The organism is Mesorhizobium sp. WSM3873 (assembly GCF_001672445.1).
GTDB lineage: Bacteria > Pseudomonadota > Alphaproteobacteria > Rhizobiales > Rhizobiaceae > Mesorhizobium.
Map to the genome: position 1 here is coordinate 311,479 of NZ_LYTM01000023.1, position 20,327 is coordinate 331,805.

The window sequence follows — 20,327 nt, forward strand, 5'->3', positions numbered from 1 at the left end:
CCCTGTTGAATATGGCGCGGGGCACGGCAGAATGCCGGCGCCGAAAGTCCGCTCACCCGGTCGAGGAAGAGCCATGCTGAAGGGAACATGCCATTGCGGCGCCGCGCACTGGACGCTGGAAGGCGATCCGGGATCGATCACCGCCTGCAACTGCACCCTTTGCCGCCGCTACGGCACGCTCTGGGCCTATGACTATGTCGACGAGCGCATCCGCATCGCAGGTCCGACGAGCTCCTACAGGAGGGTCGAGGTGGCCGAGCCCGCGCTGGAAATCCTGTTCTGTCCGAAATGCGCCTGTGTGCTCGCCTGGCGCGGGTTGCGCCCCGGCTCGAGCGGCCGCACTCGCATCGCCGTCAATATCAGGCTGGCCCCGCCGGAGGCGGTCGCCGACCTGCCGATCGAGCATTTCGACGGCCTCGAAACGTTCGACGACCTGCCGGGCGACGGCCGCTGCGTGCGCGATATGTGGTTTTAGAAAATAGTCCGCGAGACCGGGCGCTCGACCGCCGGCATCAGGCCGTCATTGTTGGAGGCCTGCTCGCGCGGCTCAGCCGGAGCTGGCGCTGTCGGCGCGGCTTCCGGCAGCACCACCAGTTGGGGAGCCTGCTTGTAGGAAAAGCCGCCGCGGATGTTGCCCATCTTGCCGGCGACGATGTCCATCACCGCCTTTTCGAGGTTGCGGTCGTAACGCGTTTCGGCTGCCACCGGCGCGGCCATGGCACTCAGCAGGGCCATGCCGCAAAGGAACGATTTCATTGTTCTTATCCCCTGCCCAGGACCAGGGTTTTAGCAGGGCGCCCGTTGAAAATCGGCCAAAAGACAAGGTAACCGAACGGCCAAATGAAAACCTAAACAAACAGTTGCAGCCGCAGCCGGCAAACTCAATCGGAGAGCTGAGTTTTCGATTCAGGCGCGCTGCGCCTGCATTCCATGGCCGAGTGCGGCGAAAACCGTCCGCACGATGCCGGTCGTGTCGAGGCCCGCGTCGGCATACATCTTCTCAGGCTTGGCGTGATCGGTGAACTCGTCCGGCAAGACCAGCGGCCGCACCTTGAGACCGTTTTCCAACAGGCCTTCATGGGCAAGGAAATGCAGCACCTGGCTGGCGAAGCCGCCGACCGCGCCCTCCTCGACCGTGACGAGAACCTCATGCGAGCGCGCGAGGCGGCGGATGAGATCCTCGTCCAGCGGCTTGGCGAAGCGAGCGTCGGCAACGGTGGTCGAAAGGCCCGCGGCGCCGAGTTCCTCGGCGGCCAGCAGGCAATCCTGCAGCCGCGTGCCGAACGAGAGCAGCGCCACCTTGGTGCCTTCCTTGAGAATGCGGCCTTTGCCGATCTCGAGCACTGAGCCGCGCTCCGGCATGTCGACGCCGACGCCGTTGCCGCGCGGATAGCGGAAGGCGATCGGGCCGCCGTCGTAGTCGGCTGCCGTGCGCACCATATGGCGAAGCTCCGCCTCATCGGCGGCGGCCATGACGACGAAGCCGGGCAGCGAGGCAAGGAAGGTCGTGTCGAAGGCGCCGCAGTGCGTGGCGCCGTCGGCGCCGACGAAGCCGGCGCGGTCGATCGGGAAGCGCACCGGCAGTTTCTGGATCGCCACGTCGTGCACCACCTGGTCGTAGGCGCGCTGCAGGAAGGTCGAATAGATGGCGGCGAAAGGCTTGTAGCCTTCGGTGGCGAGGCCAGCGGCGAAAGTCACCGCATGCTGCTCGGCAATGCCGACATCGAAGGTTCGGGCCGGGAACACCTCGCCGAAGAGGTCGAGGCCGGTGCCACTCGGCATGGCGGCGGTGATCGCCACGATTCGTTCGTCCTCGCGCGCCTCCTGGATCAGGCTCTCGGCGAAGACCTTGGTGTAGCTCGGCGCGTTGGCCGGCGCTTTCGCCTGCGCGCCGGTGATGACGTCGAACTTGTTGACGCCGTGATACTTGTCGGCGGCGGCCTCCGCCGGCCCGTAGCCTTTGCCCTTCTGGGTGACGACATGGATCAGAATGGGCCCGTCGCCATTATCGCGGACGTTCTTCAGCACCGGGATCAGGTGCTCCAAATTGTGTCCATCGATCGGGCCGATGTGGAAGAATCCCATCTCCTCGAACAGCGTGCCGCCGGTGACGTAACCGCGCGCGTGCTCGACGGCGCGGGTGATGGCGCTGTCGGCGCGCTTGCCGAGATAGGAGGTCAGCTTCTTGCCGAAATCGCGCAGGCCGAGATAAGTCTTGCCGGAGGCAAGCCTCGCCAGATAGGCGCTCATCGCGCCGGTCGGCGGGGCGATCGACATGTCGTTGTCGTTGAGGATGACGATCAGGCGGGCATTGAGCGCGCCGGCGTTGTTCATCGCCTCATAGGCCATCCCGGCGGACATGGCGCCGTCGCCGATGACGGCGATGACATTGTTGCGGCCGCCCGCAAGGTCGCGGCCCATCGCCATGCCGAGGCCGGCCGAAATCGAAGTCGAGGAATGCGCTGCGCCGAAGGGGTCGTATTCGCTCTCTGCGCGCCGGGTGAAGCCGGAGAGACCGCCTTCCTGGCGAAGCGTGCGGATGCGGTCGCGGCGGCCGGTCAGGATCTTGTGCGGATAGGCCTGGTGGCCAACGTCCCAGATCAGCCGGTCTTCCGGCGTGTTGAAGACATAGTGCAGCGCAACCGTAAGCTCGACGACGCCGAGACCGGCGCCAAGATGGCCGCCGGTGTGCGACACCGCGTCGATCAGCTCCGCGCGCAGTTCGGTCGCCAGCTGCGGCAGCTCGCTTTCATCAAGCGCCCGCAAATCCGCGGGGATGCGGACTTTGTCGAGGAGCGGCGTGTCAGGCTTCGGGTTCACTTTGGGACGGCCTGTCAACTTAACCTTGGGTTAACCTTCAAATATGCGCTTTGCTATGCGCGAGATAGGCTGACGGCGCGCCAATGTAAATGCGTGTCAGTGACGCGCCTGGCGCAGGATGTCCATCCTGCGCTAACCTTCCGGCAGCGGAATGAATTCTTCCTCATCGCCTGGAACGATATCGAAGCGGCCCGTCTTCCATTCTTCCTTGGCCTGCTCGATGCGTTCTTTCGAGGACGAAACGAAATTCCACCAGATATAACGTTTGGAGCCCAGCGACGCTCCGCCGAACAGCATGAAATGCGCGCCGCGCTCGGACGACACGACGATTTCCTCGCCCGGTTTGAACACCAAAAGCCGCTGGGCCGGGAAACGGTCGCCGGCAATCGAAACCTCGCCCTCCAGCGTGTAGATGGCGCGTTCCTCGGCGTCGCCGGGGATTTTGACGCTGGCGCCCGCCGCCAGCCGCAGATCGGCATAGAGCGTTTCCGAGGCGGGCGCGACGGGCGAGCGCAGCCCGGAAAATTCGCCGATGACGACGCGGCCGCTAACGCCCTCGGCATCGATTTCGGGCAGTTGGACGACCGACGTGTTCGCGAACACCGGGGCGATTTCTTCCTTGCTGTCCGGCAGCGCCAGCCAGGTCTGCAGGCCGGAAATCGACATCGGCGCGCCGCGCAATTCCTCGGGCGTGCGCTCGGAATGAACGATGCCGCGGCCGGCGGTCATCAAATTCACGTCGCCCGGCGCGATCACCATTTCGGTGCCGAGCGAGTCGCGATGCCTGATCTTGCCGTCGAACAGATAGGTGACGGTGGACAGCCCGATATGCGGATGCGGGCGCACGTCGATCGCGTGGCCGGCACGCAGGATGGCCGGGCCCATGCGGTCGAAGAAGATGAACGGACCGACCAGCCTGCGTTTCGCCGTCGGCAAGGCGCGGCGAACCTCGAAGCCGCCAATGTCCTTGGCGTTGGGAATGACCATCAACTCGATCTGGTCGCAGGCGAAGGCGTCGCCGGCCTCGGGATCGTTGCCCGGAAAGAAGCTCATGACCGGCGTCAGGCGAAGCGGAGCGCGGATCGGGCCTTCGCCTTGGCGGCCTCTTCCTCGCGGTTGCGCGGATGCTGGGTGGTTTCGAGGCTGTCAAGCAGCTCGCGCGCGGCGGCGGCGATCGCCTCGACGGCGTGGTTGAAGGCATGCTCGTTGCGCTTGGACGGCTTGGTCGCGCCGCTCAGCTTGCGCACGAACTGCAGCGCCGCGTCATGGACCTCGTCGTCGGTCGCCGGCGGATCGAAGTTGAACAGGGTCTTGATGTTTCGGCACATGCTTTAACTCCTTACCTGCTTTCTGCCCGAACCGGTCTGACATTGTGCACCGAGGTGTGTTGAGATTCAGGTCAGACCGAGCGGAAAATGGCAGGTTCCGAGTGCCGGAGCGGAGCGTACTTGAAAGCATCTGAGCACCGGAACCGCAGGAAGCCGCCGTTTGCAGGCCGGCCTCACCTGAATCTCAATATACCTCACTCGGCGTCGAGCGGCTCCGTTCCAATCGGCTTGCCGTCGCGCGAAAGCCTGATCTTCTCGACCTTGTCCTCGGCGGCCTTGAGCAAGCGGTCGCAATGAGCCTTCAGCGCCTCGCCGCGCTCGTAGATCTTGATCGACTGGTCGAGCGGAACGTCGCCGCGCTCCAGATCATCGACGATCTTCTCCAGCGCGTCGAGCGCCTGTTCGAAGCTCATCGCCTTGACGTCTTGGTTAGCTTCATCAGCCATCATTCATCCCTTCATCAGCCGCCCGACATGGGCGGCGACCGAAAATGCCAATCCTTGCAGATCGTAACCGCCCTCCAGCAGGCTGACGAGCCGGTTGCCGCTGTGGCGCCCGGCGCGCTCCATCAGCTGGCCGGTCGCCCAGTCGAAATCATCCTCGGTCAGGTTGATCGCGGCCAGCGGATCGCGATGGTGCGCATCGAAACCGGCGGAAATGATGATCAGATCCGGCTGGAAGGCGTCGATCGACGGCAGCACGCGCGACAGGAAGGCGTCGCGGAACGTGTCGCTGCCGGTGCTCGGCGCAAGCGGCGCGTTGACGATGTTGCCGGCGCCGGTCTCGCTCTTGGCACCGGTGCCCGGATAAAGCGGCATCTGGTGGGTCGAGCAATAGAGCACCGACGGATCGTCCCAGAAAATGTCCTGCGTGCCGTTGCCGTGATGCACATCCCAATCGACGATGGCGACGCGCTCGGCCAGATGCTTCTCCTGCGCATAACGGGCGGCGATCGCCGCGGTGTTGAACAGGCAAAAGCCCATCGCGGTCGCTTTTTCGGCGTGATGGCCGGGCGGACGCGCGGCAACGAAGACATTGGCGGCACGGCCCTCGAACACATCGTCGACTGCGGCGTTGGCCGCGCCGATCGCCGTCACCGCCGCCTGCCAGCTTTTCGGGCTGGCGCTGGTGTCGGCATCGATCGAGACGATCCCCGTCTCGGGAATCGCAGCGCGGACACGGCCGACGAAATCCTCCGGATGCGCGTAAAGGATCGTCGCCTCGTCGCCTTCCGGCGCCTCGACGCGGTCGAGGGCCGAAAAAGCCTCGTCGTCGAGCACGCGCTCGATGGCGCGCAAACGGTCGGGCCGCTCGGGGTGGCCGGGCGGCGTGAGGTGTTCCAGGAATACCGGATGAGTGTAAAGACGAGTGGTCATGGCGCCTAATCTAGGCACCTGTCGCACGGATAGCCATGTTTCAGCGCCGAATGATTGGGGAAATCGCGCCCAATCGTGTCGCTGGCGGCATTGGCCCGGCTTCGGCTTCGCGATAAGGTCGCGTCGCTGCCTGGTGCCCGCAACGCGGGAGAATCGGGAACACGGTTGAAATCCGTGGCGTGCCCAACGCTGTGAGGGGGACCGCGCCGGCAAACGCCACTGTCCCAGACGGGAAGGCGCCGGATGCGGGTCGATCCCGAGCCAGAAGACCGGCCCGGCAGACATGGTCATCCGCATGGTCAGGCGGAGGACTGCTTATCGCAAGGGGACAAGCGATGCAGGCACGAACAGCCGCCGCCGGCGGCGATGACTTTGACCAATTGGCGCGCGACGCCGTCTACCGAGCCATGTTCACCCGGCGCGACGTGCGCAGCCATTTCCTTGCCGACGATCTCGACGACAGCGTTTTGGCGCGGCTGCTCACCGCGGCACACCACGCGCCGTCGGTCGGCTACATGCAGCCCTGGAACTTCATCGTCATCCGGGACGCCACAAGGCGGCGGCAGGTGCGCGACCTGTTTTTGGCCGCGCGCGAACAGGAACTGCCGGCGATCGAGGTGGAGCGGCGGGCGCTCTACCGCAAGCTGAAGCTCGAGGGCATCTGCGAAAGCGCGCTCAACCTCTGCATCACCTGCGACCGCCAGCGCTCGAAGAACTCGCCGCTCGGGCGCTGGCACAATCCGGAGATGGACCTCTACAGCACCGTCTGCGCGGTGCAGAATTTCTGGCTCGCGGCGCGGGCGGAAGGCGTCGGGGTCGGCTGGGTGAGCATCATCGAGCCCGAAGCACTGAAGCGACTGCTGTCGATCCCCGAGCACGTCACGCCGATCGCCTATCTCTGCGTCGGCCGCGTCTCGGAATTCGCGCCGAGGCCCGACCTCGAAGCGCATGGCTGGGGCAAGCGCCTGCCGCTGCCCGAGCTGGTGATGAGCGAGACCTTTTGCGGCGCCGGCGAGGCGCCGCTCAAATCGGCGATCGCTCGCCTTGGTTCCCGTGAAGGGGCGAAGCCGTGATCAGGCGGCCTTCGTGGCCGGGGCTGCTGCTCAAGCGGTCCTTGGCGAATCCCAGCGCGAGCCGCCGAAGGGGCTGAGCGCCTTGTCGCGCAATTCCCTGAACTTGGACGAGGCTTCGGCCAGGCGCCGGTCCCATTCCGGATTGGGGACCTGGCCCTCGATGGTGGCGAAGTAGACCTGCATCAGCGAAGCGATGGCGAAGGGCTCGATGAAAGCCGCCTTGAAGGCCCAGGCGAAGACGATGGCCAACACGAAGGCCCAGCCGGCAAGCTGGCCCGGCATGGCCCAGAGGATCGCGGCGGCGGGCGCCAGCATCAAAAGGAAAATGACGAAGGAAACGCCCCACATGATCACCGCCAGCCAGACGGCGTTCTTGACCATCAACTTGCCGTTCTGCGCGTAGAGCACGACGCCTTGCCTGGCGGTCTCGAAAGGCGAGTTGGAATTGGTGCGGATGTTGTAGCCGAGGATGATCTCGTCGACATAGGTCAGCGACAGGCGGATGACGGTATTGATGAAGCTCACCAGACCGCTTAAGCCTGGAATGGGTAGGAACGCAGCAACGCCGCCGATCAGCCCTGTGATGGCGCGGATGGCGCCTTTCACCAGCTGGTCGACGACGAAAAGGATGTTGGCCTCGGCGAAGCGCTTCGTCACCACTTCGCGCGCATAGGCGATCTGGCCCTGGCCGTCGGGAACGTCCTGCCCGTCGATCAGATGGACCATGACGGCGATATGGCCTGCCTTGAGCACATAGAGAATGTATTCGCGGATCCAGTAGACGGCGATCGAGACCACGCCGAAGCCGACCACCCCACCCCACAAGGCAAAGGACATCGGCCCGTCCGGATCGGTCGAGATGTGGCCGACGCCGTAACCGACGCTGGCGCCGGTGCCGGTCGCTGTTATGTAGGCCACCGTGATGCCGAAATAGACGATGATGCGAAAGACGATGAACGGCCACGTCCGCATCATGATGGACACCGACCGGCCGATGCTGAAGTCCCACATGGCCCCGACCCTCCGCCTCAGAGAATTGGCGGGAGAGGATGCGCTCGCTCCTGCCAAAGTCAATGTCGGAGGGATTTTGAGCGGGGGACAATTGTCTGAGGCAGCGCGGACCCGAGTGATTGCCCGCAACGCCGCGACCGGATGCTATTTGGTTTTCAGGCCTTCCAGCAGCTGCTTGAACGCCGCCACAACCTTCTTCGACGTCGCTTCCGGATCCTTGGCATTGGCGATGCGCTGCGAGGCCTGGCTACTGGCGCCGTTGATGAGCCGCGCTGCGGTCTCGGGATCGAGATCGGGAACGACGACGCCCTCCTCCTGCAGCTTTGACAGGTGATCGGTCATTGAAGCCGTGCAGGCGCTGGCGTTGGGCCACTGAGCCGGATCGCCGAGCACGGCCGGGCCGTCCCTGAACATGATGCGCTGGATTTCCGGCTCAAGCGCCATCTCGATATAGGTGGTGCATTCGTCGACGAAATGCTGCCAGCGAGTAGGCGCCCGCGAGGCCACCTCGTTCACCCGCGCCGCCATCTCGGCGTCAATCTCGGCGATCACCGCCTGCAGCAGCCCCTTCTTGTCGCCGAAATGATGATAGAGCGCGCCGCGCGTCAGACCCGCCGAAGCGGTGAAATCGTCCATCGAGGCCTCGGCATAGCCGATCGTGCCGAAGGCATGGCGCGCGGCCGCGATCAGCTTGGCGCGCGTCTCGGCGATCATCTCCTTGCGGGGCTTATGCATGGCTCCTGGCCTTATTCACATACGCGTCGTATGCTAATTGACATACGCGACGTATGAACTATCTGACATTCATACGCTGCGTATGTAATTGCGGCGCCTTCCCTTGTCGAGGAATGGGACCATGCGAAACCCATATTCGGAAATCTTTCGGGCTCCTGGCACGAAGAGCTTCGCCGCGGCAGCCTTCATCGCCCGGCTGCCGATCGCCATGGCGCCGATCGGCATTGTGGCGATGCTGTCGCAAACGCATGGCGAGTACTGGCTGGCCGGCGCCGTCTCGGCCACATACGCTTTGGTCAACGCCTTCCTGTCGCCGCAGGTCTCGCGGCTGGTCGACCGCCTCGGCCAGAGCCGGATTGCCGTGCCGACGACACTTGTCTCGGCGCTTGCCTTCGCGACCTTGATCGTCGCGGCCAACCAGCACTGGCCGGTGTGGACCTTGTTCCTATCGTCGCTGCTTGCCGCCTTAATGCCCAGCATCCCGGCGCTGGTCAGGGCGCGCTGGACCGAGATTTTTCGCGACCGCCCCGAGCTCAATACGGCCTTCGCCTTCGAATCGGCCGCGGACGAGCTGGTCTATGTCGCTGGGGCTTCGCTGTCGGTGGGCTTGAGCGCCGCGCTGTTCCCGGAAGCCGGGATGGTGGTGAGCACCTTGCTGCTCGCCTTCGGCTCGGCGGCATTCCTGCTGCAGCGTTCGACGGAACCGCCCATTCGCCCGGCCGAGGATGGCGCGGCCGGCTCGGCGATCCGCCTGCGGCCGGTGCAGATCATCACCTTCGCGCTGATCTTTGTCGGCGCGACCTTCGCAACCACGGAAGTCACCACCGTTGCCATTACTGAAGAGCTGGGCCAGCCCGAAGCAGCCAGCCTCGTCATCGGCGTCTATGCACTGGGATCCTTCGTGCTCGGCATCATCGTCGGCGCGCTCAGTTTGCGCACGCCGCTGCAACGCCAACTCGCGATAGCGGTCGCCGTCATCGCGCTCACCACTCTGCCACTGCTTTTTGCCGACACGGTGCCGACGCTGGCGCTTGCCGTGTTCGTCAGCGGCGTTGCCATCTCGCCGACCTTCATCACCGCCTTTGGACTGATCGAACGCCACGTGCCGCCGGCAATGCTCACGGAAGGCGTGACCTGGGTGACCACCGGGATCGGCATCGGCATGGCGCTGGGCTCCTTCGCCGCCGGCTGGATGGTCGACACTTTTGGACCGCAGAACGGGTTCTGGGTGTCGGTGGCGGCAGGCTCAGTCGCTTTGGTCACCGTGCTCGCCGGCCAGTGTCGGCTGGCGACGCCGGACTGCGACCCGAATGAATGCGAAGCGGCGATTGTTCCGGCTGGATGATACCGTTGCATCCGGCTCTGGCTGGCTATACGTCCTGCTGTCGAACGAACTTCGCCGACGGGAATGCGTAAAGCCCCGTCGGCGCGCCATGGAGCATGATCTCCCGCTCGAAGACGAAGCCGCATTTCTCCAGCACGCGCCGCGATGCCGAATTGGCGGGACGCGCCAGTGCGATCACCCGACCGGCGCGCAAGGGGCCGAAAGCCGCGTGCAAGCTCCCCCGGACCAGTTCCGTCGCGTAGCCATGCCCCCAGGTCTCGGGGTGAAGATGATAGGACAGGTTTAGCCCATCGAAATCGCTCGATAAGGTGACGCCGCCGAAGCCGATCAGTTTCTCGTTGGCTTCGACCGCCCAGCGACCAAATCCGTGCCTGTCCCAATGATCGATGTCGCGAGCGAGCCTTGCGGCACTCTGCTGCGGCGTGTCCGGCGTCGGGTCGGGGCGATGCGCCACCAGTTCGGGGCGCGAGAAAAGATCGGCCAGAAACTCCAGATCCGCCTGTTTGGGCCGGCGCAGCAGCAGTCGTTCGGTCTGCTGGCTGACAGGCAATAGCCCGGCCATCGTTTTTCTCCGTCCCCCTGTCGGCCGAAACGTCAGAGAATTTCCGTCTTGGCGATGTGAATGCCGAATCCTTCGAGCCCGACATAGTGGCGCTCGCGCGAGGCGATCAGGTTGATCGAGGAGATGCCGAGATCCTTGAGGATCTGCGCTCCGAGCCCGATCTCGCGCCACTCGTTCTCGCGCCGGCGCGCCTCTTCGTGATCCTCGCGGTCGCCGCTCTGGGGCCGCTTGCGCTCCTGATGGGCGACGCCGACCGAGCCTTCGCGCAGGTAGACGATGACGCCACGCTTGCGCTCGCCCATCGTCTCCATGATGTGGTCCAAGCGGTGGCTGGTGCCGAAGACGTCGGTGACGACGTCTTCCGAATGCAGCCGCACCGGCACCTCCTCGCCGTCGCGGATGTCGCCGAAGACGACCGCGACATGGTGCATGGAATCCCAGGGCAGCGTGTAGGTGAAGACCTGCGCCTTGCCGCCGGGCGTCTCGATGTCGGAGCAGGCGACGCGCTCGACCAGCCTTTCCTTGCGCTGGCGATAGGCGATGAGATCGGCGACCGAAACCTGCTTCAGCCCGTGCTGCGCGGCGAAAGCCTGCACCTCAGGCCCGCGCTTGACGGTGCCGTCGTCGTTGACCAGTTCGGAGATGACGCCGATCGGCGGCAGCCCGGCGAGTTTGCACAGGTCGACCGCGGCTTCCGTATGGCCCGAGCGCATCAAGACACCGCCTTCGCGCGCGATCAGCGGGAAGATGTGGCCGGGCCGCACGAAGTCGGAGGCACCAACATTGCCATTGGCGAGGTTACGCACCGTGAGCGTGCGGTCGTCCGCCGAAATACCCGTCGTGGTGCCGTGCTTGAAGTCGACGCTGACGGTGAAAGCCGTGGTGTGGGCGGAATCATTGTCGGCCACCATGGGCGCAAGGTTCAGCCGCCTTGCGTCCTCGCGCAGCATCGGCGTGCAGACGATGCCGGAGGTGTTACGGACGATGAAGGCCATCTTTTCCGGCGTGCAGTGGACGGCGGCAACGATCAGGTCGCCCTCGTTCTCGCGCCCGTCATCGTCCATGACGACGACGATCTCGCCGCGCTCGAAAGCACGGATCGCTTCGACGATCTTCTTCTGGTCGTATGGCATGGACGCTCGCTAGCTCGCTTGGGGAATAGGGCAGTAAGGGAGTAGGGAAAAGGAAAAAGTTTGGCGTCGCCGAATGCGACGTAACATACTCACCTACTGCCTTACTGCCTTCCCGTCTGTCCTCTATGGCGCAGATAATGATCCGCAATCGCGCAGGCAACCATGGCTTCGCCGATCGGCACGGCGCGGATGCCGACGCAAGGATCGTGGCGGCCCTTGGTCATGACCTCGACATCCTTGCCGTCCTTGTCGATCGATTTCCGCGGTGTCAGGATCGAGGAGGTCGGCTTGACGGCGAAGCGGGCGACGATCGCCTGGCCGGTCGAGATGCCGCCGAGGATGCCGCCGGCATTGTTGGACAAAAACACCGGCTTGCCGTCATTGCCGATCCGCATCTCGTCCGCATTCTCTTCGCCGGTGATGCGGGCGGCTTCGAAGCCGTTGCCGATCTCGACGCCCTTGACGGCGTTGATCGACATCAGGCCGGAGGCGATGTCCTGGTCGAGCTTGGCATAGATCGGCGCGCCGAGGCCCGCCGGCACACCTTCGGCGACGATCTCGATCACCGCGCCGACCGACGAGCCGGCCTTGCGAATGCCGTCGAGATAGGCGGCAAAGACCGGAACCGAGGCCGGGTCAGGGGTGAAAAACGGGTTTTCCGCATCGCCGATGAAATTCCAGTTCCAATTGGCGCGATCGATCGACTTTTCACCCATCGAGACCAGGGCGCCGCGCACCACCATGCCCGGCACCACCTTGCGTGCCAGCGCGCCGGCCGCCACTCTGGCTGCCGTCTCGCGCGCCGAGGAGCGGCCGCCGCCGCGATGGTCGCGCAACCCGTATTTGATCTCATAGGTGTAATCGGCATGGCCCGGCCGGTACTGGCGCGCGATCTCGCCGTAGTCCTTGGAGCGCTGATCGACATTCTCGATCAGCATCGAGATCGGCGTGCCGGTGGTGATCATCGTCTCGCCGTCCTCGTCGAGGATGAAGCCGGAGAGGATCTTGACCTCGTCCGGCTCGCGGCGCTGGGTGACGAAGCGCGACTGGCCCGGGCGGCGCCGGTCGAGCTCGGCCTGGATGTCCTCGCGCTTGAAGCGGATCCCGGGCGGGCAGCCGTCGACAACGCAGCCAAGAGCGGCGCCATGGCTTTCACCCCAGGTGGTGACGCGGAAAAGATGGCCGAAGGTGTTGTGAGACATGGAAAAAACGCCCTTCCCGGCGCGGACCCGGTTCGCCGGTTCAAGCGTGCCTTCTATTGGCGTTTTCCACAGCGGTCAAACGGTGATCGGATGCATCAATCTGTGATCTGGAGGATTTAGTTTTGACACATTCGGTTGGTTTCTGCTCTCTTCCATCCGCCGTTGAGGATCCGCCGTTGCTCATGCCGGCGCAATGACCAAAGAGGACGACGATGCGTACCCTGATTGGCGCCGCCTGCGCCATGTTGCTCATTTCCACCGCTGCCGCGTTCGCCGGCCAGACCGAAGGCTTGATCAAGAAGGTCGACAAGGACACGCTGACGCTGACGCTGGACGACGGAAAGTCCTACAAGCTCAACGCCGAAACCGATCTCGACGCGCTGAAGCCCGGCATGGATATCGTCCTCGCCTACGACGTGACCAATGGCGAGAATGTCGTGACCGATATGCAGCTGCCGGACAGCGACTAGAATTAGCTGGCAACCTGGTCAACCAAACAACGGCGCCGGTCGTCCGGCCGCCATCTTGGTGGCTTCATCCTTCGCCTTTGCGAGGATAGTCGACCCTCGGGCTATAGCGAACTGCTGACAAAATGCGTCGAGGCGATGCTGACCTTCATTCAGCCGCCCCAAAGCGATTAGGATGAGGCCCCATGCCAGGTCAGTTTGCACGTAATTCTCCAATGAGAAACGTTTGAACTCCATCTTTGCCCGTTGCTCGAAGATGTGGGCGACGTCCCCCAATGCAGTGATCTTCGACCAATCCAGTCGAGCGGCTTTTACGGCAGCCAATGCAACCCGTTCGACATGATAGTCACGATCGTTGGCGTAGAAAGAACACCAGCCTGGAATCGAGCCTGACAGGTCAATGGGGTCGATACAGAGATCAAAGGCGGCCGACTTTGCCGTTCTTTTCCACGTGAGTTTTCCACGGCCGAAAATCGGCACAAAGTCGACCGACACGCCCCAGCAAGCAGAAAAAGTCATTCCTTTCATCGTTTGAAACTTCAACAGATAGCGCATGTGGTCCTTTGGGTCGCTCACCCAGAACAAATCGCCCACTCGCTGAAAATCCGGTGCCAGAGTGTCTGCCAGCGCTCCCGCGACTATGTCGCCTAGGGCCTGCCCGCGGCGAATTGGGCGACCTAACTCAGGCCGTCGGCGAAATCTATCGATCAAACTGGAGAGCATGCAGTCGTAACCGGCCCAATCGTAAGCTGAGCATGACAGGTAAGCATTGCCGACTGCTACGATCAATTCGTTGCCAGGTGTAGAGGCTTACAGCCACTCCAGGCTGCGGCCCTCGAGCCGTAGCAGGCGGTCCTGCGGTACGTCGAGGCTGGCGGCTTCCTGCTTGGAAATGCCGGTGACGAAGCGGAAGAAGCAGCGCATGATCCCGCCATGGGTGACGCAGACGGTCGGCTGGCGAAGCGCGTCGAACCAGGGTTTTATCCGCTCGAGCAGCATCTCGTAGCTTTCGGCGCCCTCGCCGGGCGGCTGGAAATCCCACTTCGCAGCGCGGCGGCTTTTGGTCGAACCCGGGACACGCTTTTCGAGTTCGGCAAAGGTGAAACCCTGCCAGTCGCCGAAGCTTAGCTCCACCAAGCGCGGATCGGTGCGATAGGCGAGCGGGTCGAGACCCATCGCCGCGCGCATCAGCTCCATCGTCTCGCGCGTGCGCCGCATCGGGCTGGCGACAAAGTCGAAATCCGCAGCGTTTCCGATAAGGTCCGCCAACCGTCGGCCGTTTTGCGTCGCCTGCTCGCGGCCAAGTTCGTTGATATCGGTATCCGCCTGGCCTTGCAGCCGACCCTCGGCGTTCCACTGCGTCTGGCCGTGGCGCGCGATGTAGACGAGCGGATACATCAGGTCTCCGGAGGTCGGGCCAGGGCCTGGACGAATAGACAGGCGGAGAGAACTAGTCCTTGACGGTCGAGATGTCGGGCGCGTCGACCGCCTTCATGCCGACGACATGGTAGCCGGAATCGACGTGATGGACCTCGCCGGTCACGCCGCGCGACAGGTCCGACAGGAAGTAGACGCCGGAATCGCCGACCTCTTCCTGCGTCACCGTCTGCTTAAGCGGCGCGTTGTACTCGTTCCATTTGAGGATGTAGCGGAAATCGCCGATGCCGGAGGCGGCAAGGGTCTTGATCGGGCCGGCCGAGATGGCGTTGACGCGGATCTTCTTGGCGCCGAGGTCGACGGCGAGATAGCGCACGCTGGCCTCGAGCGCCGCCTTGGCGACGCCCATGACGTTGTAGTGAGGCATAACCTTCTCGGCGCCGTAATAGGTCAGCGTCAGCAGCGAGCCGCCTTCGCTCATCAGCGGCTCGGCGCGCTTGGCGATGGTGGTGAAGGAAAACACCGAAATATCCATGGTGCGCAGGAAATTATCGCGCGTCGTCTCGACATAACGGCCGGTCAGCTCGTCCTTGTCCGAGAAGGCGATGGCATGGACGAGGAAGTCGAGCTTGCCCCAGTGCTTGGCGATGTCGGCAAAGACTGCGTCCAGGCTTTCCGGATCGGTCACGTCGCAATGGCCGGCGACATGCGCGTTGAGTTCCGCCGCCAGCGGCTCGACGCGCTTCTTGAACGCCTCGCCCTGATAGGTCAGCGCGATTTCGGCGCCGTGATCGACGCAAGCCTTGGCGATGCCGAAAGCGATCGACCGATTGTTTGCGACGCCAAGGATGAGGCCTCGCTTACCGGCCATCAGGCCCTGTCCACCCGCCATGTGCGCAATTCTCCGCAAGAATGTCTGCTTTGTGGAGCCCTATCGCACAGGCACAGGGCCCCTTCAAGCGTCGAAAACAGACTGGCTTGAGGAGAAAACTGCTTCGATCAGCCTTTCCGCTTACGCATCAGGGCTTCGAGATCGGCGTCTCCACCCTCCGGCAGCATCAGCCGCACATGGGCGTAGAGATCGCCATGGCCACCTACTTTTTCCGGCAGCCCCCTGCCCTTCAGGCGCAACACCTTGTCCGAGCTCGACCATGCGGGAACGTTGACCGCGAGCTTGCCGGTCGGCGTCTCGACGGCCACCTTGGCGCCGAGCACCGCGTCGGCGAGTTCGATAGGCAGGTCGACATGGAGGTCGCGGCCCTCGATGCGATAGCGCGGATGGCGGCGAATGTGAATCTTGACCAGCGCGTCGCCCGGCTGGCCGGGCCCCTGCTCGCCTTGACCCTTCAGGCGGATGGTCTGGCCCTCCTCGACATAGGTGGGAAGCTTGACCGCCATCTTGCGGCCGTCAGGGAACATCGCCGTCACCTTCTCCGCGGTGGCCGCCTCTTCGACGGTGATGTCCAGCGTGACATTGAGGTCAGGCGCCTGGACCGGCTGGCGACGGTCGCCACGGCCTGGACCGCGCCCACCCGAAAAGGCCTCGCCGAAGATCTGGCTGAAGATGTCGCTGTTGCCGTCGAAAGGATCGCCGCCCGGACGACCGGTGCGGAATTCGAAATGCGCCCCGCCGGGGCCCTGCTGACGGCGGAATCCGGCAAACGGATCGCCACCGGCCGCGCCCTCGAAGCCCTGGAATCTCGGCTTGCCGTCGGCGTCGATCTCGCCGCGATCGTAAGCTGCGCGGCGCTTCTCGTCGCCGACGATCTCATAGGCCTGGTTGGCGGCCGCAAAACGCTCTTTCGCCTTCGGATCATTCGGATTCTGGTCCGGATGATGCTGCTTGGCGAGCTTGCGGTACGCCGATTTTATTTCCTTGGCCGAGGCGTTCTTGGCAACGCCCAGCACCTCATAGGGGTCGCGCATGCTTCCTGCCTGAAAGAGAGATTGGGTCCACAGTTGCCCTCTATATGCGCTCGCATAGGAAGAAATTCCAGTGGTGCAAGATGCCAATGGAGAGTGAAATTAGAGCGCCTTGAACTCCTGCATGCGCCAGCCTCCGGCGTCGGCAATGCAGAGCTCGCCCTGGTACACGGCGACGCCATCGAAACTTTCCCGCGTCGCGTTGAAGCGGCGGCAGGTCAAGCCGCCATCCTTGAGTTCCACCAGCTCGGTGATCGAGCCGCGCGAGCCGGTGCCGGCATTGGCCCATGGCACCGCCTGGCCGCCGAGCTCCTGGATGTCGGCGGAAGACACCGCATTGCCGATCGTGGTCTGGTCCGAGTCGTTGTCGCTGCTTGCCGGCACGGCGGGCGCGGACGGCGCGCTGGAGGTGATGATCGAGCGGTCAACCTCCGCCTTCTCGAGGCTGAAGCCGCCGGCGCCACAGGCCGCGAGCGGAAGCGCCAATGTCAGCAACGCAGCCTTGGCGCTGGCCGAAGCGATAACGCTCCATTGCCCGCTGTCAAAAGCTTGCGCGATACGCGACAATCGGCGAACTCCTCCCGCAACGTTAAAAATTTGGAAAACTATGAACGAAAGCGAGTTAACAAGCGGTGACTTCGCCGAGGCTTTGGAGCCGTTCCGGCTGTTTGCCGAGTGGCTGGACGACGCCGTCAAGAGCGAGCTCAACGACCCCAACGGCGTTGCGTTGGCAACCGTCGACGCCGACGGCATGCCGGATGTGCGGATGGTGCTGCTCAAGGGGTTCGACGAAAGGGGATTTGTCTTCTACACGAATTTCGAGAGCGCCAAGGGCCGCGAGATTCTTGGCAGCATGAAGGCGGCGATGTGCTTCCACTGGAAATCGCTGCGCCGCCAGGTGCGCGTGCGCGGGCCGGTGGAGATCGTCAGCGACGCTGAGGCCGACGCCTATTATGCGACGCGGCCGCGCGGCAGCCGCATCGGCGCCTGGGCCTCGAAACAGTCGCGGCCGCTGGAAAGCCGCTTCGCGCTCGAGAAGGCGGTGGCCGAGTACACGGCGCGCTACGCGATCGGCGAAATCCCGCGGCCGAAACACTGGTCGGGCTTCCGCATCCTGCCGCAGACGATCGAGTTCTGGCACGACCGCCCGTTCCGGCTGCATGACCGCATCGTGTTCTCGAGAAACGACGCCGGCGGCTGGGGCAAGACGCGGCTCTACCCCTGATGTCGCCGAGAGCGGAGATTTTTCAGCCTTTCTTGCGGGTCATGAAGGCGGTCAACGCGGCGCGCGCCTCGTCGGACTTCAGCCGCTCGCGGAAATGCTCGCTCTCGACCTTGATGCGGGCGACGAGTTCCTCGCGCGGCTCACGCATCAGATCGCGGGCAATCTTAAGCGCCTGCGGCGGCTTGGCGGCGATCTCGGCCGCCGCAGCCAGCACCGCGCCTTCCAGGGCGTCTTCCGCGACCACATCGTAGATCAGGCCGGCGGCCTTGGCGCGCTCAGCCGAAAAACCTTCGCCGAGACCGAGCAGCGCGAAGGCGCCCTGGCGGCCGAGGATCTGCGGCGCGAGCAGGCTGGAGCCGGCCTCCGGCACGAGGCCGAGGTCGACGAAGGGGGTGCGGAAGAGCGTGCGCGGCGTGGCGAAGGTCAGGTCGCAATGCAGATTGAGCGTGGTGCCGATGCCCACCGCTATGCCGTCGACACCGGAGACCATCGGCTTCTCCGCCTTGGCCAGCGCCATCAGGAAATCCCACACCTCGTTGCCGCCCTCGCCGCCGGTGGCGATCACCAGGAAGTCCGCAAGGTCGTTGCCGGAAGAAAAGGCGCCGGGCACGCCGAGGAAGACATGGACGCGAACCGCCGGATCGGCATCGCCTTCAGAAAGGGCGGCTGACATTTTCGCGTACATGGCACGGGTCAGCGCGTTCTTCTTCTCAGGCCGGTTCATACGGATGATCTGCACGGCGCCCCGGCGCTCGATGAGGATATGGTCGGTCACGATCGGTTCCTTCGGCTGACTGGCTGTTCAGGCGATCAGGGCCTTGCCGGCGGCGGCGAGGCTTTCGGCGCCGTCGATGACGCGCTCCTTGAGCGCGCGCGTCTCGCCTAGGAGGTTTTCGGCAAAGAAGCGGCAAAGCGCGACTCGGCCGCGGTCGGCTAGGCCGCCCTGCGCCAGATAAGCGCCGCCCGCGGCGAGCGAGATCAGGCGCAGATAGGGCGTGGCGCCAGCCATCGCGGCATCGGCCTTGCCGTCGGCCATCAGCCTTTGCAAGAAGCGGGTCGCCTCGTCGAGATCGGCAAGCGCGCGATCGAGATTGTCGGCGGTGCGGCCGAAACCCTCGATGTTGGAGGTGCGCACCGCATCGGCCATCGCTTTCAATTCGCCGATATAGCGATGCACGTGCTCGCCGCCGCCGAGCGGCAATTTTCGCGAGACGAGGTCGATGGCCTGGATGCCGTTGGTGCCTTCATAGATCGGCGCGATGCGGGCGTCGCGATAGAGCGCCGCCGCGCCCGTCTCCTCGATGAAGCCCATGCCGCCATGCACCTGGATCCCCAGCGAAGCGACCTCGACGCCGACATCGGTCGAAAAGGCTTTTGCCAGCGGCGTCAAGAGATTGGCGCGGTCGCGCCAGTTGGCGGCGGCCTCGCCCTCGGCGACACGGGCACGGTCGATGGCGTGCGCACAGGTATAGGCGATAGCACGCGCGATCTGCGTCAGCGCCTGCATGGTGAGAAGATTGCGCTGCACGTCCGGGTGATGGACGATCGGCGCCATGCCGGACCCTGAATAATCAGATGCCTTGCCCTGCCGGCGCTCATTGGCATAGGCGATCGCCTTCTGCGTGGCGGTTTCGGCCACTGCAACGCCCTGCATGCCCACCGCGAGACGAGCGTTGTTCATCATCGTGAACATGCAGGCCAACCCCTTGTTCTCCTCGCCGATCAGCCAGCCGATGGCGCCGGGCGTCATGCCCGCAAAACCGTCGCCATAGATCATGGTGCAGGTCGGCGAAGCGTGGATGCCGAGCTTGTGCTCGAGGCCGGAACAGAAGACGTCGTTGCGGGCGCCGAGCGAGCCATCGTCATCGACCAGGAACTTCGGCACCAGGAAGAGCGAGATGCCGCGCGTGCCGGCGGGCGCGTCGGGCAGCCTAGCCAGCACCAGATGCACGATGTTGTCGGTGAAATCGTGCTCGCCATAGGTGATGAATATCTTCTGGCCGAAGATGCGGTAGGTGCCGTCGCCGGCAGGCTCGGCACGGGTGCGCAAAGCGGCGAGGTCCGAGCCCGCCTGCGGCTCGGTCAGGTTCATCGTGCCCATCCACTCGCCCGAGACGAGCTTCGCCAGGTATCTGGCCTTGAGCGCCTCGGAGGCGTGCTTGTCGAGCGCCTCGACCGCGCCCATGGTGAGCGTCGGGCCGATGCCGAAGGCCATGGCGGCGGAGTTCCACATTTCGAGCGCGGCGACGGCTAGCATGGTCGGCAAGCCCTGGCCGCCATATTCGGCCGGCCCGGACAGCGCGTTCCAGCCGCCTTCGATCCAGCGCCGGTAAAGCTCCTTCCAGCCGGGCGGTGTGGTGACAGAAGCGCCCTTCAACACCGCGCCATGCTCGTCGCCGATCTTGTAGAGCGGCGCAACCTCCTCGCTGGCGAAGCGCCCGGCCTCGGCCAGGATCGCGTCGACAAGGTCCTCGCCCAGATCGCCGAAGGTGCCGGCATCCAGCCCCGGCTTCAGGCCGGCCACCTGCTTCAGCGTGAAGGCGATGTCCTCGACCGGTGCGCGATACATTGTGCCTGCTTCTCCTCCAGTGCGGCCCACCGTAGTCGCGTAGCCGAAGCGAGGCCATCCATACTTGGGGTTGGCCTGCGTCCTTCTTTTTACGTAAACGTCAAACACGCGGATTTTGCAAGCGTAGACTTCGTCGTCCACGGCCGGAGAGGTTCAGTCGCTGTTCCGGCGCTGAACACGT

23 protein-coding genes and 1 riboswitch are annotated in these 20,327 nt (G+C 64.2%); of the genes, 5 read left to right on the top strand and 18 right to left on the bottom strand.

Annotated features, from left to right (window positions below; genetic code table 11):
* Window positions 1-73: 73 nt before the first annotated feature.
* Complete coding sequence (locus A9K71_RS17145) at window positions 74-475, top strand: GFA family protein (protein WP_066998041.1); 402 nt, start codon at window positions 74-76, stop codon at window positions 473-475.
* On the opposite strand, the gene A9K71_RS17150 is transcribed toward A9K71_RS17145, so the two are convergent.
* From A9K71_RS17150 to A9K71_RS17175, 6 genes are all read right to left on the bottom strand, one after another.
* Complete coding sequence (locus A9K71_RS17150; RefSeq protein ID WP_066998044.1) at window positions 472-756, bottom strand: hypothetical protein; 285 nt, start codon at window positions 754-756, stop codon at window positions 472-474. The two genes, A9K71_RS17145 and A9K71_RS17150, sit on opposite strands and share 4 nt — an antisense overlap.
* Window positions 757-906: 150 nt before the next feature.
* Window positions 907-2,820 (bottom strand): 1-deoxy-D-xylulose-5-phosphate synthase, encoded by a 1,914-nt coding sequence (gene dxs / locus A9K71_RS17155; RefSeq protein ID WP_066998205.1) that lies wholly within the window; start codon window positions 2,818-2,820, stop codon window positions 907-909.
* A gap of 132 nt (window positions 2,821-2,952) precedes the next feature.
* On the bottom strand, window positions 2,953-3,873 hold the full coding sequence (locus A9K71_RS17160) for a pirin family protein (protein ID WP_066998047.1): 921 nt from the start codon (window positions 3,871-3,873) through the stop codon (window positions 2,953-2,955).
* Between the two features lie 8 nt (window positions 3,874-3,881).
* On the bottom strand, window positions 3,882-4,148 hold the full coding sequence (locus A9K71_RS17165) for a DUF2277 domain-containing protein (protein ID WP_066998050.1): 267 nt from the start codon (window positions 4,146-4,148) through the stop codon (window positions 3,882-3,884).
* A gap of 194 nt (window positions 4,149-4,342) precedes the next feature.
* Window positions 4,343-4,594, bottom strand: coding sequence for an exodeoxyribonuclease VII small subunit (locus tag A9K71_RS17170; RefSeq protein ID WP_066998207.1), 252 nt, complete (start codon window positions 4,592-4,594; stop codon window positions 4,343-4,345).
* Window positions 4,595-4,597: 3 nt separating this feature from the next.
* The gene (locus A9K71_RS17175) at window positions 4,598-5,524 is read right to left on the bottom strand and encodes a histone deacetylase family protein (protein ID WP_066998053.1); all 927 of its coding nucleotides are present in this window, start codon (window positions 5,522-5,524) and stop codon (window positions 4,598-4,600) included.
* Window positions 5,525-5,638: 114 nt separating this feature from the next.
* A riboswitch (cobalamin riboswitch) is annotated at window positions 5,639-5,817 on the top strand.
* 42 nt (window positions 5,818-5,859) lie between these two features.
* Between A9K71_RS17175 and bluB the strand changes: the two genes are divergently transcribed.
* Entirely contained in the window at window positions 5,860-6,597 is a 738-nt protein-coding gene (gene bluB, locus A9K71_RS17180) for a 5,6-dimethylbenzimidazole synthase (RefSeq protein ID WP_066998056.1), read from the top strand.
* Window positions 6,598-6,627: 30 nt separating this feature from the next.
* Here bluB and A9K71_RS17185 read toward each other — a convergent pair whose 3' ends face one another.
* The gene (locus A9K71_RS17185; RefSeq protein ID WP_066998059.1) at window positions 6,628-7,608 is read right to left on the bottom strand and encodes a hypothetical protein; all 981 of its coding nucleotides are present in this window, start codon (window positions 7,606-7,608) and stop codon (window positions 6,628-6,630) included.
* A 144-nt stretch (window positions 7,609-7,752) separates the two neighbouring features.
* Window positions 7,753-8,343: a TetR/AcrR family transcriptional regulator gene (locus A9K71_RS17190; RefSeq protein WP_066998060.1), complete on the bottom strand. Its 591-nt coding sequence runs from the start codon at window positions 8,341-8,343 to the stop codon at window positions 7,753-7,755.
* Between the two features lie 121 nt (window positions 8,344-8,464).
* Between A9K71_RS17190 and A9K71_RS17195 the strand changes: the two genes are divergently transcribed.
* Window positions 8,465-9,688, top strand: a complete 1,224-nt coding sequence (locus tag A9K71_RS17195) for an MFS transporter (RefSeq protein ID WP_066998063.1) — start codon at window positions 8,465-8,467, stop codon at window positions 9,686-9,688.
* Between the two features lie 25 nt (window positions 9,689-9,713).
* On the opposite strand, the gene A9K71_RS17200 is transcribed toward A9K71_RS17195, so the two are convergent.
* From A9K71_RS17200 to aroC, 3 genes are all read right to left on the bottom strand, one after another.
* Window positions 9,714-10,250 (bottom strand): GNAT family N-acetyltransferase, encoded by a 537-nt coding sequence (locus A9K71_RS17200; RefSeq protein ID WP_066998066.1) that lies wholly within the window; start codon window positions 10,248-10,250, stop codon window positions 9,714-9,716.
* A 32-nt stretch (window positions 10,251-10,282) separates the two neighbouring features.
* Entirely contained in the window at window positions 10,283-11,383 is a 1,101-nt protein-coding gene (gene ribB / locus A9K71_RS17205; protein ID WP_066998069.1) for a 3,4-dihydroxy-2-butanone-4-phosphate synthase, read from the bottom strand.
* Between the two features lie 101 nt (window positions 11,384-11,484).
* On the bottom strand, window positions 11,485-12,585 hold the full coding sequence (gene aroC, locus A9K71_RS17210; RefSeq protein ID WP_066998072.1) for a chorismate synthase: 1,101 nt from the start codon (window positions 12,583-12,585) through the stop codon (window positions 11,485-11,487).
* A 212-nt stretch (window positions 12,586-12,797) separates the two neighbouring features.
* Between aroC and A9K71_RS17215 the strand changes: the two genes are divergently transcribed.
* Window positions 12,798-13,055: a DUF1344 domain-containing protein gene (locus tag A9K71_RS17215; RefSeq protein ID WP_066998075.1), complete on the top strand. Its 258-nt coding sequence runs from the start codon at window positions 12,798-12,800 to the stop codon at window positions 13,053-13,055.
* Between the two features lie 18 nt (window positions 13,056-13,073).
* On the opposite strand, the gene A9K71_RS17220 is transcribed toward A9K71_RS17215, so the two are convergent.
* From A9K71_RS17220 to A9K71_RS17240, 5 genes are all read right to left on the bottom strand, one after another.
* The gene (locus A9K71_RS17220) at window positions 13,074-13,646 is read right to left on the bottom strand and encodes a hypothetical protein (RefSeq protein WP_156752698.1); all 573 of its coding nucleotides are present in this window, start codon (window positions 13,644-13,646) and stop codon (window positions 13,074-13,076) included.
* 216 nt (window positions 13,647-13,862) lie between these two features.
* Window positions 13,863-14,450 carry a histidine phosphatase family protein gene (locus A9K71_RS17225; RefSeq protein WP_066998082.1) on the bottom strand — a complete coding sequence of 196 codons (588 nt, stop codon included), beginning with the start codon at window positions 14,448-14,450 and terminating at the stop codon, window positions 13,863-13,865.
* Between the two features lie 52 nt (window positions 14,451-14,502).
* On the bottom strand, window positions 14,503-15,321 hold the full coding sequence (fabI, locus tag A9K71_RS17230; RefSeq protein ID WP_059186698.1) for an enoyl-ACP reductase FabI: 819 nt from the start codon (window positions 15,319-15,321) through the stop codon (window positions 14,503-14,505).
* Window positions 15,322-15,428: 107 nt separating this feature from the next.
* A complete protein-coding gene (locus A9K71_RS17235; protein WP_066998086.1) occupies window positions 15,429-16,355 on the bottom strand; it encodes a DnaJ C-terminal domain-containing protein in 927 nt (308 codons plus the stop codon).
* A 99-nt stretch (window positions 16,356-16,454) separates the two neighbouring features.
* Entirely contained in the window at window positions 16,455-16,919 is a 465-nt protein-coding gene (locus A9K71_RS17240) for an RT0821/Lpp0805 family surface protein (RefSeq protein WP_066998089.1), read from the bottom strand.
* A gap of 40 nt (window positions 16,920-16,959) precedes the next feature.
* Between A9K71_RS17240 and pdxH the strand changes: the two genes are divergently transcribed.
* Window positions 16,960-17,577, top strand: a complete 618-nt coding sequence (gene pdxH, locus A9K71_RS17245) for a pyridoxamine 5'-phosphate oxidase (RefSeq protein ID WP_066998092.1) — start codon at window positions 16,960-16,962, stop codon at window positions 17,575-17,577.
* A gap of 22 nt (window positions 17,578-17,599) precedes the next feature.
* On the opposite strand, the gene A9K71_RS17250 is transcribed toward pdxH, so the two are convergent.
* Together A9K71_RS17250 and A9K71_RS17255 are read right to left on the bottom strand one after the other, a co-directional pair.
* Window positions 17,600-18,352, bottom strand: coding sequence for a crotonase/enoyl-CoA hydratase family protein (locus A9K71_RS17250; RefSeq protein WP_066998095.1), 753 nt, complete (start codon window positions 18,350-18,352; stop codon window positions 17,600-17,602).
* Between the two features lie 27 nt (window positions 18,353-18,379).
* Window positions 18,380-20,146, bottom strand: coding sequence for an acyl-CoA dehydrogenase family protein (locus tag A9K71_RS17255; RefSeq protein ID WP_066998098.1), 1,767 nt, complete (start codon window positions 20,144-20,146; stop codon window positions 18,380-18,382).
* Window positions 20,147-20,327: the final 181 nt, after the last annotated feature.

Coding starts and splice junctions, on each gene's coding strand:
- pdxH (WP_066998092.1), top strand. CDS start 16,960: ATGAACGAAAGCGAGTTAACAAGCGGTGACTTCGCCGAGGCTTTGGAG.
- A9K71_RS17145 (WP_066998041.1), top strand. CDS start 74: ATGCTGAAGGGAACATGCCATTGCGGCGCCGCGCACTGGACGCTGGAA.
- A9K71_RS17170 (WP_066998207.1), bottom strand. CDS start 4,594: ATGGCTGATGAAGCTAACCAAGACGTCAAGGCGATGAGCTTCGAACAG.
- A9K71_RS17255 (WP_066998098.1), bottom strand. CDS start 20,146: ATGTATCGCGCACCGGTCGAGGACATCGCCTTCACGCTGAAGCAGGTG.
- bluB (WP_066998056.1), top strand. CDS start 5,860: ATGCAGGCACGAACAGCCGCCGCCGGCGGCGATGACTTTGACCAATTG.
- A9K71_RS17190 (WP_066998060.1), bottom strand. CDS start 8,343: ATGCATAAGCCCCGCAAGGAGATGATCGCCGAGACGCGCGCCAAGCTG.
- aroC (WP_066998072.1), bottom strand. CDS start 12,585: ATGTCTCACAACACCTTCGGCCATCTTTTCCGCGTCACCACCTGGGGT.
- A9K71_RS17160 (WP_066998047.1), bottom strand. CDS start 3,873: ATGAGCTTCTTTCCGGGCAACGATCCCGAGGCCGGCGACGCCTTCGCC.
- A9K71_RS17185 (WP_066998059.1), bottom strand. CDS start 7,608: ATGTGGGACTTCAGCATCGGCCGGTCGGTGTCCATCATGATGCGGACG.
- A9K71_RS17200 (WP_066998066.1), bottom strand. CDS start 10,250: ATGGCCGGGCTATTGCCTGTCAGCCAGCAGACCGAACGACTGCTGCTG.
- ribB (WP_066998069.1), bottom strand. CDS start 11,383: ATGCCATACGACCAGAAGAAGATCGTCGAAGCGATCCGTGCTTTCGAG.
- A9K71_RS17175 (WP_066998053.1), bottom strand. CDS start 5,524: ATGACCACTCGTCTTTACACTCATCCGGTATTCCTGGAACACCTCACG.
- A9K71_RS17235 (WP_066998086.1), bottom strand. CDS start 16,355: ATGCGCGACCCCTATGAGGTGCTGGGCGTTGCCAAGAACGCCTCGGCC.
- A9K71_RS17195 (WP_066998063.1), top strand. CDS start 8,465: ATGCGAAACCCATATTCGGAAATCTTTCGGGCTCCTGGCACGAAGAGC.
- A9K71_RS17150 (WP_066998044.1), bottom strand. CDS start 756: ATGAAATCGTTCCTTTGCGGCATGGCCCTGCTGAGTGCCATGGCCGCG.
- A9K71_RS17225 (WP_066998082.1), bottom strand. CDS start 14,450: ATGTATCCGCTCGTCTACATCGCGCGCCACGGCCAGACGCAGTGGAAC.
- A9K71_RS17215 (WP_066998075.1), top strand. CDS start 12,798: ATGCGTACCCTGATTGGCGCCGCCTGCGCCATGTTGCTCATTTCCACC.
- A9K71_RS17165 (WP_066998050.1), bottom strand. CDS start 4,148: ATGTGCCGAAACATCAAGACCCTGTTCAACTTCGATCCGCCGGCGACC.
- fabI (WP_059186698.1), bottom strand. CDS start 15,321: ATGGCGGGTGGACAGGGCCTGATGGCCGGTAAGCGAGGCCTCATCCTT.